This is a genomic window from Kitasatospora sp. NPDC101157, assembly GCF_044768255.1.
Taxonomy (GTDB): Bacteria; Actinomycetota; Actinomycetes; order Streptomycetales; family Streptomycetaceae; genus Kitasatospora.
Genome location: NZ_JBIWPL010000001.1, coordinates 672,647 through 687,554, shown reverse-complemented (window position 1 = coordinate 687,554; position 14,908 = coordinate 672,647). Strand labels below are relative to the sequence as shown.

At 72.4% G+C, this 14,908-nt stretch carries 11 protein-coding genes; 3 read left to right on the top strand and 8 right to left on the bottom strand.

The window, feature by feature from the left end:
- Positions 1-43: 43 nt before the first annotated feature.
- Entirely contained in the window at positions 44-301 is a 258-nt protein-coding gene (locus tag ACIRVF_RS03140; RefSeq protein WP_030280941.1) for an SCO4848 family membrane protein, read from the bottom strand.
- A gap of 145 nt (positions 302-446) precedes the next feature.
- Between ACIRVF_RS03140 and ACIRVF_RS03135 the strand changes: the two genes are divergently transcribed.
- Complete coding sequence (locus ACIRVF_RS03135) at positions 447-1,670, top strand: D-alanyl-D-alanine carboxypeptidase family protein (RefSeq protein WP_402812786.1); 1,224 nt, start codon at positions 447-449, stop codon at positions 1,668-1,670.
- A 29-nt stretch (positions 1,671-1,699) separates the two neighbouring features.
- On the opposite strand, the gene ACIRVF_RS03130 is transcribed toward ACIRVF_RS03135, so the two are convergent.
- Both ACIRVF_RS03130 and ACIRVF_RS03125 read right to left on the bottom strand, forming a co-directional pair.
- Positions 1,700-2,602 carry a YihY/virulence factor BrkB family protein gene (locus tag ACIRVF_RS03130; RefSeq protein ID WP_402812784.1) on the bottom strand — a complete coding sequence of 301 codons (903 nt, stop codon included), beginning with the start codon at positions 2,600-2,602 and terminating at the stop codon, positions 1,700-1,702.
- 74 nt (positions 2,603-2,676) lie between these two features.
- Positions 2,677-3,675, bottom strand: coding sequence for a glycosyltransferase family 2 protein (locus ACIRVF_RS03125; protein WP_402812781.1), 999 nt, complete (start codon positions 3,673-3,675; stop codon positions 2,677-2,679).
- Between the two features lie 134 nt (positions 3,676-3,809).
- Between ACIRVF_RS03125 and ACIRVF_RS03120 the strand changes: the two genes are divergently transcribed.
- Together ACIRVF_RS03120 and ACIRVF_RS03115 are read left to right on the top strand one after the other, a co-directional pair.
- A complete protein-coding gene (locus tag ACIRVF_RS03120; protein WP_402812778.1) occupies positions 3,810-7,382 on the top strand; it encodes a CDP-glycerol glycerophosphotransferase family protein in 3,573 nt (1,190 codons plus the stop codon).
- A 281-nt stretch (positions 7,383-7,663) separates the two neighbouring features.
- Positions 7,664-10,174 carry a CDP-glycerol glycerophosphotransferase family protein gene (locus ACIRVF_RS03115; RefSeq protein ID WP_402812775.1) on the top strand — a complete coding sequence of 837 codons (2,511 nt, stop codon included), beginning with the start codon at positions 7,664-7,666 and terminating at the stop codon, positions 10,172-10,174.
- A gap of 18 nt (positions 10,175-10,192) precedes the next feature.
- On the opposite strand, the gene ACIRVF_RS03110 is transcribed toward ACIRVF_RS03115, so the two are convergent.
- The 5 genes from ACIRVF_RS03110 to ACIRVF_RS03090 all read right to left on the bottom strand — a co-directional run bounded on the left by ACIRVF_RS03110 (position 10,193) and on the right by ACIRVF_RS03090 (position 14,889).
- Positions 10,193-10,681: a 2'-5' RNA ligase family protein gene (locus ACIRVF_RS03110; RefSeq protein ID WP_402812772.1), complete on the bottom strand. Its 489-nt coding sequence runs from the start codon at positions 10,679-10,681 to the stop codon at positions 10,193-10,195.
- A 59-nt stretch (positions 10,682-10,740) separates the two neighbouring features.
- Complete coding sequence (gene trpS, locus ACIRVF_RS03105; RefSeq protein WP_380420004.1) at positions 10,741-11,781, bottom strand: tryptophan--tRNA ligase; 1,041 nt, start codon at positions 11,779-11,781, stop codon at positions 10,741-10,743.
- Between the two features lie 30 nt (positions 11,782-11,811).
- Positions 11,812-13,137 carry a hemolysin family protein gene (locus ACIRVF_RS03100; protein ID WP_402812768.1) on the bottom strand — a complete coding sequence of 442 codons (1,326 nt, stop codon included), beginning with the start codon at positions 13,135-13,137 and terminating at the stop codon, positions 11,812-11,814.
- A gap of 133 nt (positions 13,138-13,270) precedes the next feature.
- A complete protein-coding gene (locus ACIRVF_RS03095; protein ID WP_402812765.1) occupies positions 13,271-14,263 on the bottom strand; it encodes a malate dehydrogenase in 993 nt (330 codons plus the stop codon).
- A 200-nt stretch (positions 14,264-14,463) separates the two neighbouring features.
- The gene (locus ACIRVF_RS03090; RefSeq protein ID WP_051824882.1) at positions 14,464-14,889 is read right to left on the bottom strand and encodes a DUF3017 domain-containing protein; all 426 of its coding nucleotides are present in this window, start codon (positions 14,887-14,889) and stop codon (positions 14,464-14,466) included.
- Positions 14,890-14,908: the final 19 nt, after the last annotated feature.

The following is a 14,908-nucleotide window of genomic DNA, read 5'->3' as shown; positions in this document are numbered from 1 at the left end:
GGGGCCGACAGCGGCAACGGGATAAGGACGGGGCCTTGAGCGGTCAGTCCGTGGCCGGTCCGCGGCGGGCGGCGCGCAGGCCGCGGAGGCCGACGGTGCCGACGGCGATGCCGAGGACGAAGGACGTGATCGCCAGCAGCAGGTGGATCCAGAAGAAGGCGGTCGGCTGGGAGTGGTCGCCGTTCACGAAGGCCTGGCCGCCGGAGTCCTTCCACAGGTTCTTGACGAAGGTCGTCCAGATCATGATCGACCAGACGCCGAAGGCGGTCAGGAACCAGGAGGTGCGGCGGCTGAGCTTCATCGGGCGGTCCTCGGCGGGGTGGATGTGGAGGCGGTGTGCCTCCCCAGTATGCGCGGGCCGCCGATCGGCCCAAGCCGGGCCCCTCGTGCGGGGGACCCGTACGGTGTGGCGCACGACACCGCGTCGCCGTGGGTACGGTCAGCTGGTGCTCACACACCGTCATTCCCTCGCGCTGTGCGCCGCGGTCGCCGCGGCCCTCCCGGTTCTGCTCGCCGCCCCGGCGGCGGTCGCGGCCCCGCAGATACCGCCTCCGTCGACCGCGGTCGGCGGTGAGCGGCTCGGGCTCCCCGGTGTCCAGGTCAATCCGCTGGCCGGCGCCCCGGCCTTGCCCACGGACCTCACCGGCCAGTCCTGGATAGTCTCCGACGCCGCCTCGGGCGAAGTCCTGGCGGCGTACAACCCGCACCTGCGGCTGCCTCCGGCGAGCACCCTGAAGATCCTCTTCGCGGACACCGTGCTGCCGAAGTTCGACCGCAACACGGTGCACCGGGTCGCCGACGAGGAGATCCAGAACATCGGCCCCGGCAGCAGCCTGGTCGGCATCAAGGAGAACCTGGACTACCGGGTCGAGGACCTGTGGCGGGGGGTGTTCCTGAGCTCGGGCAACGACGCCGTGCACGTCCTGTCGTTCATGAACGGGGGTATCCGGCGGACCGTCAACGAGATGCAGGACCGGGCCGAGGCCCTCCAGGCCTGGGACACCAGGGTGATATCCCCGGACGGCTACGACATGGACGGCCAGGTGTCCTCGGCCTACGACCTGTCGCTGTTCGCCCGGGCCGGCCTGCGCAACCCGGATTTCCGCATGTACTGCGCGACCCGCGAGGCGATGTTCCCGGGCGCCCTCGACAAGAACACCGGCCGGCGCGGCAGCTTCGGGATCGCCAACACCGACCGGCTGCTGGGCAAGTACCCCGGCCTGATCGGGGTGAAGAACGGCACCACCACCAACGCGGGCTCGACCTTCGTCGGCGCCGCCGAGCGGAACGGCCGCACCCTGCTGGTGACGGTGATGCACCCGGCCAGCTACCAGCGGGTCTACGACGAGACGGCCGAGCTGCTGGACTGGGGCTTCGCCGCGGCGGGCAAGGTCCAGCCGGTCGGCCGGCTGGTCGACGAGAAGTCGGCCGGCAAGGAGCCGACCGCCCAGGCGAGCGGCACCACCGGCACCGCCGGCGCCCCCGCGCCGCCGCCGCACGCCGACGCCGCCACGAACCGCCCCGCCGCCGCGTCGGACGGGGTCGGCGGGCTCGGCCCGGTCGGCTGGTCGGCCGTGGCGGCCGGGGTCGTGGTCGTGGCGGGCGCCGTGGCCCTCGTCCGGCGCCGCGTGTCGAACCGCCGCCGCACCTGGGGCCACTTCGAGTGCTGATCGCCCGGGCCCGGAGGCGGGCGGGCGGGTCAGTTCTCCTCGGCCGCGGCCAGCAGCGCCCGGCCGTGCGCCCTGGTCCGCTCGCGGGCGGCCTCCGGGTCGGCGGTCGCCGTCCAGGCCACGCAGTACATCAGCAGCCGGCTGACGAAGTTGATCCACAGCAGCAGCGCCACCGGGGTGGCGAAGGCGCCGTACAGGCTGCGCCCCGCGACCGAGCCGAGGTAGGAGGCGAGCAGCAGCTTCAGGAGCTCGAAGCCGACGGCCCCGATCAGGGCGCCGCGCACGAGGTCCAGGCGGCGCTGGCCGGTGATGCCGGGGAAGGGCGCCAGCAGGTAGGCGAAGAGCAGCGTGTCGCACGCTATGGCGATCAGCACGCCGACCCCGGTCAGCAGGTAGCCGCTGCCGAGGCCGATCGCGTCGGCGATCCGCCCGGCGAGCGTGGTGCCGGCGGCGGAGGCGGCCATGGAGAGCAGCGACACCAGGCCGAGGCCGGCCAGCACCACGACGTCCCGGGCCTTGCGCAGCACCAGGTTGCCCTTCTCCTCGGGCAGCTGCCAGAGGTCCCGGATCGAGGTGCGCATGGTGTCCACCCAGCCGAGCCCGGAGACCAGCAGCAGGACTCCGCTGACCAGCCCGAGGGTGCCCGCATTGGCCACCAGGGAGGGCAGGTTGAGCGCGTCCGACAAGCCGGGCAGCTGGTCGGAGATGCGGTGCTGCAGGTCGTCCACCTGGCTGCCGTCCAGCGTCGCGACGGCGATCGCCAGGCCCACCGTGAGCAGCGGGAACAGGGCGAGGAAGCCGAAGAAGGTGACGGCTCCGGCCAGCCGGTTGCCACGGGCGGCGGCGAAGTACTCGTACACCCGGTACGGGCGGCTGCGCAGTGCCCGGGCCGCGAGCGGGCCCAGGACCGGAAGGCGGGTCAGGAAGTCCACCCGACCGGTTATACCGGCCCGTCCCCCGAACGGCGGCCAGGCGCGGGCCGGACACCCGGGCCGGGGGGCGGGCCCTACCGGTTGACGAGCCGGCGGGCCTTCGCGAGGGCGCGGACGGCCTGGTACGCGGCGTAGCGGCCCTGCCCGAGCAGTTCGGTGCGCACGCCGTCCACGCCGGCCGGCGGGCGGTAGCCGGCCGGGCGCAGCCGGGCGCAGTGCGCGGCGGCGCGGCGGAAGTACTCGCGGCGGTCGCCGGGCGGGACCCGGCCGGGCTTGGCGACCACGGTGTTGAGGTGGTGCAGCATCTTCCCGTAGACGACCGGGCGCCAGGCGTCGAGGTCGGGGCGGCGGTCGAGGAAGGCGAACACCAGGTCGTACTGGGCGAACACGTCGAAGTGCTTGCGGCTGGCGGTGGCGAGGATGTTGCCGCCCTCCTGGCGCTGGCGGTAGTGCACGCCGACCCGGTCGAGCAGGGTGATGCTGGCGGCGGCGAGCAGCGCCGGGTACGTCCAGGGGGTGTCCTCGTAGTAGCCGGCCGGGAACTCCAGCTGCTGCTCGGTGACGAACCCGCGGCGGTAGGCCTTGTTCCAGACGACCTGGAGCAGGTCGAGCAGGTCGGGGCGGGCGGCGAGGTCGAAGACGTCCGGGGAGGCGGCGCCGAAGACGTGGCCGGCGGCGGCCCGGGTGATCCGGCCGTCAGCGTAGGTGCGGGCGTAGTCGTAGACCAGGATGTCCGGGTCGCCGGTGGCGGCGAGCCGCTCGTCGACGGCCTTCAGCAGGTCGGGGGTGAGGGTGTCGTCGCTGTCGAGGAAGACGACGTAGTCGCCGGTGGCGACCTCCAGGCCGGCGTTGCGGGCCCGGCCGAGGCCGACGTTCTCCGCCAGGTGCAGCACCCGGACCCGCGGGTCGGCGGCGGCCGCCGCGTCCAGCAGGGCGCCGCAGCCGTCGGGCGAGCGGTCGTCCACCGCGATCAGCTCGAAGTCGGGTCCGGCCTGGCCGAGGACCGATTCGAGGCACTCGGTGAGGTAGTCCTGGACCTGGTACACGGGGACGATGACGCTGAAGCGGGGCACGGGGGCCAGCGTAGTGGGCCCGGGGAGGGCCGAACCCCGGAAGGTAGGATCGGGGCGCACGTACGCACCGATCCAAGTGCGGCCAGACCCCTCGCGGGCTGCCACGCTCCTCCCGAGAAAGGCCTGCGTAGCCGATGGCTCCCCGCCTCTCCATCGTCGTTCCGATCTACAACGTCGAGCGCTACCTCGTCGAATGTCTCGACTCGATCGCCGCCCAGACCTTCACGGACTTCGAGTGCGTCATGGTCGACGACGGTTCGAAGGACGACAGCGCGGCGCTCGCCGAGGCGTACGCGGCGAAGGACTCGCGGTTCCGGCTGGTCCGGCAGGTGAACAAGGGCCTCGGCGCGGCCCGCAACACCGGCATCCGGCACATCGACCCGGACTCCGAGTTCCTGTGCTTCGTGGACAGCGACGACTCGATGCCGCCGAGCGCGTACGAGCTGATGATCAACACGCTGGAGGAGACCGGCTCGGACTTCTGCACCGGCAACGTGCTGCGGTTCCGGGCGGTGGGCTACTACCAGTCCGGCGGGCACTCGAAGCCGTTCAAGGAGACCCGGCTCAAGACCCACATCACCGAGATCCCGGCGCTGGTCACCGACCGCACCGCGTGGAACAAGGTGTACCGCCGGTCCTTCTTCGACGCCGCCGGACTGCTCTACCCCGAGGGCATCCTGTACGAGGACGCGCCGGTCAGCGTGCCGCACCACTACCTCGCCAAGAGCGTGGACGTGCTCTCCGAGCCGATCTACCACTGGCGCGAGCGCGAGGTCGGCGAGATGTCGATCACCCAGATGCGCACCAACCCCAAGGGCCTGATCGACCGGGTCGCCTCGGTCGAGCTGGTCCGCGCCTGGCTGAAGAAGCAGACCGAGCCGCGCTTCGCCGAGTACCTGCGCTCCTACGACGAGAACACCCTCGTCGAGGAGATCCCGATGTTCTTCTGGTCCGTCGTGGACGGCGACAAGGACTACCGGGACGCCTACGTCCAGCACGTCAGCCGGCTGCTCCGGTCGATCGGCCAGGAGCAGGTCCGCAAGCTGCGCGCGCCGCTGCGGCTGAAGTACCACCTGACCCTGCAGAACCGGGTGGACGAGCTGGTCGAGCAGATCAAGTACGAGGGCGAGAGCGGCGGCGGCGTGCAGGCCCGCGGTCTGCTGCGGCCGTACGCGGACTACCCGTTCCTGCGCGGCGGGCGCAAGAGCGTGCCGTCCAACGTGCTGAAGCTGGACAACTCGCTGGTCATGCGCAGCCGGCTGTACGACAGCGCCTGGGTGGGCGGGAAGCTGCGGCTGACCGGGCACGCGTACCCGGAGCAGCTGGGTGCGGCGAACAAGCACGACATGGTCCGCACCCTGGTGCTGCGCGAGTCCAAGGGCCGCCGGGTGGTGGCCGTGCCGATGAAGACCCAGTACAGCCCCGAGGCGACCGCGAGCTGCAACCACGACCTGTACAGCTGCGACTGGTCCGGCTTCTCCGTCTCCCTCGACCCGAAGAAGCTCAAGCACCGCGGCCAGTGGAAGGACGGCCACTGGCGCGTCCTGGTGGCCGGCGCCGGCAAGGGCGGGATCTACAAGGGCCGGATCTCGGCGGGCTGGAGCGACACCGCCGAATCGATCCCGCTGCACTGGGTCGAGCCGGACGTGCGGATCGTGCCCTGGGTCCGGGACGGCTTCGTCTACATCCAGGTGCAGACCGTCAAGGCCCGGGTGACCGGCCTGGCCGCGCACGGCGACCGGGTGGAGGTCTCCGGCGCGGCGCGCTCCGGTGCGAGCTTCGCCGGGGCCCGGCTGCGGCTGACCCACGTCGAGTCGGACCGCGAGCTGACCTTCCCGCTGGAGCTGGGTGCTCCGGTCGGCTCGCTGCAGCCGTTCACCTCCTCCGTCGAGGTGGCCGAGATGACCGCCGTCCGCGAGGCCTGGGCCGAGCTGGACCCGGTGGCCGCCGAGCGCGTCCGCGACCGCTGGAACAGCGCGCTGCTGCTGGCCGACGGCACCGCCCTGCCGCTGGTCTGGGACGACCGCAACGCCCCCGAGCAGCTGCACCTGCCGCTGAACCCGCAGGCGCCCGCCGACCGGCGCCGGGCGATCTACACCAAGCCCTCGCCGAGCGGCCACCTCCAGTTCTCCGACCAGCTGCTGCAGCCGGTGGTGGACGAGGTGTCGGCGCGCGGCGCCGACGGCTTCCTGCTGAGCGGCTCGTTCCCGCTGCCCGGCGCGCACCGCTGGGAGCTGGTGGTCCGGCACCACTGGCGCGAGGAGGAGCACGTCTACCCGGTGGAGATCGCGGACGGCCGCTTCCGCGCCGCGCTGCCCGCCGTGCCGACCGCCACCTTCGCCGGTCAGGTCCCGCTCTCCGCCGGCACCTGGCGGGTCTTCTTCCGTCCGGTCGGCGAGGAGGCCACCTCCCTGCCGGACAGCCACGTGCAGATCTCCCCGGCCTGCTTCGGCGCGCTGCCGGTGGAGGTGCAGTCCCGCGGCAAGCGGATCGTGCTGGAGCGCCGCTACCACGACTGCCTGTCGCTGGAGTCGCACTCGGCGCTGCTGCCGGAGGAGCGGTCCGGCTTCCGCCAGCGCCAGCTGCGCACCGTCGACTACCCGGCCGCCCGCCGGCTGCCGGTGCGCGACACGGTGCTGTACAACGCCGGGTACGGCAGCGTGTACGCCGGCTCGCCCAGGGCGATCCACGAGGAGCTGGTCCGCCGCGGCCTGCCGCTGGAGCACCTGTGGGGCAGCGACGACATGCAGGCCGACCTGCCGCGCACCGCGCAGACGATCCGGCTCTGGAGCCCGGAGTGGTTCGAGGCGCTGGCGACCGCCAAGTACATCGTCACCAGCACCCACCTGCCCGACTTCTTCGTCCGCCGGCCCGGCCAGGTGGTCGTCCAGACCTGGCAGGGCAGCCCGCTGAAGCAGATCGGCTTCGACTTCGAGAAGGTCTGGTTCACCAATTCGAACTACCTCAAGGGCCTGGCCCGCGAGGTCCCGAACTGGAGCCTGCTGGTGGCCGGCAACAGCTGGTCCGCCCCCGTCCTGCGGCGCGCCTTCGATTACCAGGGCGAGATCCTGGAGAGCGGTTCGCCCCGGAACGACCTCCTCTTCGCGGCCGACCGGGAGAAGACGGCCGAGCAGGTCCGCGAACGGCTCGGCCTGCCCGAGGGCAAGAAGGTCGTGCTGTACGCGCCGACCTGGCGCGAGGACCGTCGCCGGCCGAACGGCGGCTACCAGATCGACCTGCGGATCGACCTGGAGGCGGCCAAGGCCGCGCTCGGCGACGACCAGGTGCTGCTGGTGCGCCGGCACAACATGATGTGCGGCCAGATCCCGGGCGCCGGCAACGGCTACATCTGGGACGTCGGCAGCTACCCCGACATGACGGAGCTGCTGCTGATCGCCGACGTGCTGGTCACCGACTACTCGTCGAGCGTCTTCGACTTCGCCGCCACCGGCAAGCCGATGCTCTTCTTCACCCACGACCTGGAGCACTACCGCGACAACCTGCGCGGCTTCAGCCTGAACTTCGAGGCCGAGGCGCCCGGCCCGCTGCTGCCCACCTCCGAGGCGCTGGTCGACGCGCTCTCCCGGGTGGACGAGGTCGCGGCCGAGCACGCGGACAAGGCGGCCGCGTTCCGCGAGGCGTACTGCGACCTGGACGACGGCAAGGCCTCCGCCCGGGTGGTCGACGCGATGCTCCGCAAGGAGTAGTCACCGGGGAGTCGGCCGAGGCGCCCGGCGCGATCCGCGCGGGGCGCCTCCGTGCTACCTGGGAATTCCCTGAGAACCGCCTGTCCTTTACGTGTGTTTTGCACTCGAACTCACGTTTACCCAATAAATTTCAAAGGAAATTCTCCGAACTGTACAGTTGACCCGGAGTGCCTTCCCGGTATGGGATATCGATTCGGCCCCGTCCGGCCAGCCCCGGCACGGCGCCCCCTCCCGGCCACCGCCATGACCGGGATCCCCTCCCCCGAAGGGCCCCCCGCACCATGCCTGCGCTCACCCGGTTCGTTCTGCCGCACGCCGCCCCCCGGGTGAGCGCCGGCTGGCCCGCCGTCGACGAGGACGTGGTGTTCGGACTGCTGCGGGCCCGCTGGCACGGCCGCGGGCTGGAACTCACCGGCTTCGCCCGCCCGCTGGACCTCGACACCGGCCGCCCCGGCTCGGCCTGGACCTGGCTGACCCTGTGCCACCAGGACGGCACCGAGCCGCCCCTCCACCTGCGCTCCAGGCCCCGCAAGCTGCCCGAGGTCACCGACGACAGCGCCCAGCCCGACCACAACCACGACTGGTCCGGCTTCACCGTCGTGGTGGAACCCTCCCGGCTGCGCCGCGACGGCCGCTGGCTGCTCGGCGACTGGCAGATCGAGACCACCCTCTTCACCCGCCCCCGCCCCACCCGGCTGCGCCGCCAGTACGGCGCCCTCGCCCCCCACTGGTGCGGCTCCGGCGAATACCCGCCGGCCCGCTGGGTGGACCGTGACGTGCGCCTCCAGCCGTACTTCGAGGACGACCGGCTGCGGCTGCGGCTGGAGCGCCCCGCCGTCCGGCTCGACCGCGCCGAACCGGCCGCCGACGGCATCCGGCTGGCCGGCACCGCCGACCACTGCCCGACCGGTACCGTGCTGCGGCTGCGCCACCGGCAGAGCGAAGCGGTGATCGAGCAGCCGCTCACCCGCACCGGCAACACCTTCACCGTCCACCTGCCGTACCGGCCGTTCACCGCCGACGGGCGCGGCCGCGGCGCGCTGGAGCACTGGGACGCCGAACTGCTGCGCCCCGACGGCGGGACCGAGCAGCTCTGCCTGGACGAGCGCCGCGGCCCGGTGGCCGGCCAGCACCCGCTGCCGGACGCCCCGGACCGGGTGCTCTACCTCAAGCACCTCGCCGACGGCAGGCTCCAGGTCTGCGTCCAGCCGGCCGCCGGGGTGGTCGACCGGATCGAGGTGCGCTTCGCCGGCTTCGAGCTGTCCGGCCACTGCCCGGACCCGGCCGCCGACCGGCTGGAGCTGGTCCTGCGGCACAGCGGTACCGCGGGCGAGGTCCGCGCCCCGCTCGAACCCGAACCGGACGGCCGCTTCCGGGTACGGGTGCCCGCCACCCGCACCGGCTCGGACGGCGCCGTGCTGCCGCTGCGCAAGGGCATCTGGGAGGCCGCCCTGGAGCCGGCCGACCGCTCCGGCCCGGCCCGGCCGCTGATCGCCTCCGCCGCCGCCCTGCCCGCCCTCCCCGCCACCGCGACCACCGGCGGCAAGCACGTCCTGCTGCAACGCCGCTGGCACGACACCCTGCTGGTGGACTCCACCCCGGTGCTCGACGCCACCGAGCGAAGCGCCTGGACGCAGGCCCGGCTGCGCACCCAGCACTACCCGGCCGCCCGCCGTGAACCGCTGCGCGAGGCGGTGCTCTACGACGTGTTCGGCGGCCGCGGCTACGCCGACTCCCCGCGCGCGGTGCACGCCGAACTCGCCCGCCGCGGCGAGCCGTTGGAACACCTGTGGGTGGTCGACGACGGCCAGGCCGAGCTGCCGCCCGGGGTCGTGCCGGTGCGGATCTGGAGCCCGGAGTGGTACCGCGCCCTGGCCACCTGCCGCTACCTGGTCGGCAACACCCACTTCCCGGACTTCCTGGAGCGCCGCGAGGGCCAGGTCGTGGTGCAGACCTGGCACGGCTCACTGCTGAAGCGGATCGCCCACGACGTCGAGAACTCCTGGCTGTCCGACCACGGCTACCTGGAGTCCCTCGACCGGGAGACCCCGCAGTGGAGCCTGCTGCTCTCCCCCAGCCCGTTCGCCACCCCGATCCTGCAGCGCGCCTTCCGCTACGACGGCGAGGTCCTGGAGTCCGGCTACCCGCGCGGCGACGTCCTGGCCGAACCGGACCCGCGGGTCGCCGCGACCGTCCGCAGGCGGCTCGGCATCCCCGAGGGCAAGCGGGTCGTGCTGTACGCGCCGACCTGGCGCGAGGACCAGCAGCGCGGCGACGGCGAGGGCTTCCGGCTCGACCTGCGGCTGGACGTCGACCACGCCCGCCGGCTGCTCGGCGACGACCACGTGCTGCTGGTCCGCCCGCACTCCCACGTGCGCGAACCGCTGCCCGGCGCCGGCGACGGCTTCCTGTACGACTGCGGGGACTTCCCCGACCCGCAGGAACTGCTGCTGATCGCGGACGTCCTGGTGACCGACTACTCGTCGATCATGTTCGACTTCGCCATCACCGGCCGCCCGGTCTACTTCTTCACCTACGACCTGGAGCACTACCGCGACACCCTGCGCGGCTTCTACTTCGACTTCGAGCGCAACGCCCCCGGCCCGCTGGTGCCGGACTCCGCCGAACTGCTCGGCGCGCTGCGCGAACTCGCCGACAGCGGAGCGGAGTCGGCGCCCGGGTACGCCGAGCGCTACCGGCGCTTCCGGGCCGAGCACTGCGCCCTGGACGACGGCGCAGCGTCCCGCCGGGTGGTCGACCGGATGCTCGAACTCGGCCGTACGGCGCGGTAGTCCACGCGCCGTACCGGTTCACGAGAAGTGGTAGTCCCGCCAGGGCCGCCAGACCTCGTCCGCGTCGAACCGGGAGAGCGAGAAGCCCGGCACCAGGAAGGACGCCCGGAACCCGCGCGCCTGCTCGTACGCCTGGTCCAGCACGTCGTCCGGCAGGCCGTGGGCGACCGTCACGTGCGGGTGGTACGGGAAGGCCAGTTCGCGGGCCAGCGGGCCGGAGCGGACGTCCGCCTCCAGCAGCCGGCACTCCTGCGCGCCCTCCTCGACCCGGACGAACACCACCGGCGACACCGGGCGGAAGGTGCCGCCGCCGCGCAGCAGCATCCGGAACGGCCGGTGCGCGGCCGCCACCGCCGCCAGGTGCTCCTCGACCTTCGGGAGCTCATCGGCGGGCAGCTCGGTCGGCGGCAGCAGGGTGACGTGCGTCGGTATCGAGCGCGCCTGCGGATCGCCGTGGCCGGCCCGCGCGTCCTGGATCCACGTGCCGTACGGGTCCGGAACGCTCACGGACACGCCGATGGTGACGGGCGAGCCACCGTCACCACCGGGCAGGCGTGTGAGGGGAGTCACCGCTTGGCGGCCGGGAGGAAGCCGATCCGGTCGTACACCGTGGCCAGCGTCTCGGAGGCCACGGCGCGGGCCTTCTCGGCGCCGATCGCCAGGACCCGGTCCAGCTCGGCCGGGTCGTCCAGGAAGGTGCCGGTGCGCTCCTGGAAGGGCGTCACCCACTCGGCGAACAGCTCGGCCAGCTCGGTCTTCAGGGCGCCGTACATCTTGCCCTCGAAGTGCGCGACCAACTGCTCGACCGACTGGCCGCTGAGCGCGGAGTGGATCCGCAGCAGGTTGGAGACGCCGGGCTTCTGCTCCTCGTCGTAGGAGACGACGGTGCCGGTGTCGGTGACGGCGCTCTTGAACTTCTTGGCGCTGACCTTCGCCTCGTCCAGCAGGCTGACCAGGCCCTTGGGCGAGGACGCCGACTTGCTCATCTTGATGCCCGGGTCCTGGAGGTCCATGATCTTCGCCGTCTCCTTGAGGATGTACGGCTTGGGGATCGTGAAGACCGGGGCGTAGCGGGAGTTGAAGCGCTCCGCGATGTCGCGGGTGATCTCCACGTGCTGGCGCTGGTCCTCGCCGACCGGGACGGCGTCCGCCTGGTAGAGCAGGATGTCCGCGATCTGCAGGATCGGGTAGGTGAACAGGCCGACGGTGGTGCTGTCGGCGCCGTACCGGGAGGACTTGTCCTTGAACTGGGTCATCCGGGAGGCCTCGCCGAAGCCGGTGAGGCAGTTCATCACCCAGGCGAGCTGCGCGTGCTCGGGCACGTGGGACTGGACGAACAGGGTGCAGTGCTCCGGGTCCAGGCCCGCGCCGAGCAGCTGGGCGGCGGAGATCCGGGTGTTCTGGCGCAGGGTCGCCGGGTCCTGCGGCACGGTGATCGCGTGCAGGTCGACGACCATGTAGAAGGCGTCGTTCTCCTTCTGCAGGTCGACCCACTGGCGCACCGCGCCCAGGTAGTTGCCGAGGTGGAACGAGCCTGAGGTGGGCTGGATCCCGGAGAGCACCCGGGGACGGTCCTTGACCGGACCAGTGACCGCTGCGTTGACCATGCGCGCCATTGTTCCAGTTCCCCCGGTCGCTCAGGAAACGTCCGCCCCAGCGGGCTCCTCCGGTGTGACCGCACTCACCCTCACCCGGGCGATCCGCCGGCCCTCCACCTTGGCCACCGTCAGCAGCACCGCCCCGCCGCCCTCCACCGGGACCCGGGCGTGGTCGCCGTCCCGGGGCAGCCGGCCGAGCGAGGCGACCAGGCAGCCGGCCACCGTCTCGTACGGGCCCTCGGGCAGCGCGACGCCGGTCTCCTCCTCGAAGTCGCCGAGGTTGAGCAGTCCGTCCAGCTCCATGCCGCCGCCGGCCAGCCGGCGGGTGGGGGCGGCCTCCGGCCGGTCGTACTCGTCGCGGATCTCGCCGATCACCTCCTCGACCAGGTCCTCCAGGGTGACGATGCCGGCGGTGCCGCCGTACTCGTCCACCACGATGGCCAGGTGGTGGCCCTCCCGGCGCATCTCCCCCATCGCCTCCAGCACCCGCTTGGTGCCGGGCAGCAGCTTGACCGGTCGGGCCAGGTCGCGGACCTTGACGGCCTGCTCGCCGCGGGCGCCGTACAGGTCCCGGACGTGGACGAAGCCGACCACGGCGTCGGCGCTGCCCTCGACCACCGGGTAGCGCGAGTGGGGCGAGGTCTCGGCCTGGTGCCGCACCGCGGCCAGCGGGCGTTCGGCGTCCAGGAAGGTCACCTCGGTGCGGGGCACCATCACCTCGCGCAGCTGGCGCTCCCCGGCGGCGAACACGTCCGCGATCAACGCCCTTTCGTCGCTGCCCAGTTCGGTGTTGGAGGCGACCAGGCCGCGCAGTTCCTCGGAGCTCATCGAGCCGCGCCCGGCCGCCGGGTCGCCGCCGAACAGCCGGACCATCAGGTTGGTGGAGTGGCCGAGCAGCCAGATCGCCGGGCGCAGCGCCACCGACATCACGTCCACCACGGGGGCCGCGACCACCGCGATGGACTCGGCGCGCTGCAGGCCGATCCGCTTGGGGGTGAGCTCGCCGAGCACCAGCGAGACGTAGCTGATCACCAGGGTGAGTCCGACCAGGGCGACCGCGTCCGCCATCCCCCGGGACAGCCCGGCGTCGACGAACAGCGGGGCGACCTTGCCGGCCAGGGTGTCGGCGCCGAAGGCCGCGGACAGGAAGCCCATGCAGGTCACGCCGACCTGGACGGCGGCCAGGAAGCGGTTGGGATCGGCGGCCAGGTGCGCGGCCCGGGCCGAGCGCCGGGTGCCGCGCCCCTCCAGCGCCCGGATCTGGCCCTCGCGCAGCGAGATCAGGGAGATCTCGGCGACGTTGAACAGCCCGCCCAGCAGGATGAAGACGAGGACGAGCGCGGCGTCCCCGAGGGTTTCGTTCACAGCGGGCCAGTGTAGGCGGCGGGCGTGGACGGGGGCCGGAAGCGGCGTGCCCGGACACGGGCCGGGAACGGCGACGGCCCGCCGCCTCCCGGGAGGGAGGGGCGGGCCGTCGGGAAGGCCGCGGGGGCGGGGCTCAGATGAGGCCCAGCTCCTGGACCGCGTCGCGCTCCTCGGTCAGCTCCTTGACCGAGGCGTCGATGCGGGCGCGGGAGAAGTCGGAGATCTCCAGGCCCTGGACGATCTCGAACTTGCCGTCCTTGGTGGTGACCGGGAAGGAGGAGATCAGGCCCGCCGGGACGCCGTAGGAGCCGTCGGAGACGACACCCATGGAGGTCCAGTCGCCCTCGGCGGTGCCGTTGACCCAGGTGTGCACGTGGTCGATGGCGGCGTTGGCGGCCGAGGCGGCCGAGGAGGCGCCGCGGGCGTCGATGATGGCGGCGCCGCGCTTGGCGACGGTCGGGATGAAGTCGTTCTCCAGCCAGGCCTGGTCGCTGCCGATGGCCTCGAAGGCCGGCTTGCCGGCGATCTCGGCCTGGAAGATGTCCGGGTACTGGGTCGCGGAGTGGTTGCCCCAGATGGTGACGCGCTTGATGTCCGAGACCAGGGCGCCGGTCTTGGCGGACAGCTGGCCGACCGCGCGGTTGTGGTCCAGGCGGGTCATCGCGGTGAAGCGCTCGGCCGGGACGTCCGGGGCGTTGCGCTGGGCGATCAGGGCGTTGGTGTTGGCCGGGTTGCCGACGACCAGGACCTTGATGTCGTCCGCGGCGTGGTCGTTGATGGCCTTGCCCTGCGGGCCGAAGATGCCGCCGTTGGCCTGCAGCAGGTCGCCGCGCTCCATGCCGGCGGTGCGCGGACGGGCGCCGACCAGCAGCGCGACGTTGGCGCCGTCGAAGGCCTCGTTCGGGTTGTCGGTGATCTTGATGTCCCGCAGCAGCGGGAAGGCGCAGTCGACGAGCTCCATGGCGGTGCCCTCGGCGGCCTTGAGGCCCTGCGGGATCTCCAGGAGGCGCAGGTTCACCGGCACGTCGGCACCGAGCAGGTGGCCCGAGGCGATGCGGAAGAGCAGCGCGTAGCCGATCTGGCCGGCAGCTCCGGTGATGGTGACGTTGACGGGGGTGCGGGTCATTTCTACCTTCTCCAGCAAATCGCCAGGTGCCCCAGGCACACCGGCACTGGAGCCAGGATGATCTCTCGACATCGAGAGACCGGCGTCAGGTTATCGCAAAGGGAAGCCTACGCCGCGTGTGCGGGCGTGGCTGATGCGTCACAGACGCACGCGGCCCCGCCCGGGTTCCGGGCGGGGCCGCGGGGGCACGGAACCGGCCCTCAGTGCTTGGGCCGGCCGATCAGCTGGCCGATGTTGTCCAGCAGCGGGATCTCCAGCCACGGGTTCGGCTGCGCGACCAGGGTCAGCAGCACGATCGAGGCACCCAGGAAGGCCAGCACGATCACGTCGGTGAAGCGGCTGCGCACCGCCAGCATCCCGACCTCGGGCAGCACCAGCCGCAGCACCGCGCCGAGCAGCACCCCGGTGCCGAGGATCAGCAGCCCGTACTTGAAGCCGTCCTTGAAGTCGGCGAACCAGGTGACCGCGAGGCCGGCGCCGACCACCGACAGCACCAGCGTGATCGGCCACTGCCGGACCGGCAGGGCGTGGTCGCGCCCGAGGGCCGGGGCGGCACCCTCCGGCGGCAGGGTGCCGGTGGTCCTGACCGGCCTTTGCCGGGACCGCGCCGGTCGCGGTTCAGTCATGCTCGCCGTCCCTCGGGGG

Bases quoted from the DNA above. Each gene is read 5' to 3' on its own strand.
- trpS (WP_380420004.1), bottom strand. From the start codon at position 11,781: ATGGTCAACGCAGCGGTCACTGGTCCGGTCAAGGACCGTCCCCGGGTG.
- ACIRVF_RS03120 (WP_402812778.1), top strand. From the start codon at position 3,810: ATGGCTCCCCGCCTCTCCATCGTCGTTCCGATCTACAACGTCGAGCGC.
- ACIRVF_RS03115 (WP_402812775.1), top strand. From the start codon at position 7,664: ATGCCTGCGCTCACCCGGTTCGTTCTGCCGCACGCCGCCCCCCGGGTG.
- ACIRVF_RS03140 (WP_030280941.1), bottom strand. From the start codon at position 301: ATGAAGCTCAGCCGCCGCACCTCCTGGTTCCTGACCGCCTTCGGCGTC.
- ACIRVF_RS03090 (WP_051824882.1), bottom strand. From the start codon at position 14,889: ATGACTGAACCGCGACCGGCGCGGTCCCGGCAAAGGCCGGTCAGGACC.
- ACIRVF_RS03095 (WP_402812765.1), bottom strand. From the start codon at position 14,263: ATGACCCGCACCCCCGTCAACGTCACCATCACCGGAGCTGCCGGCCAG.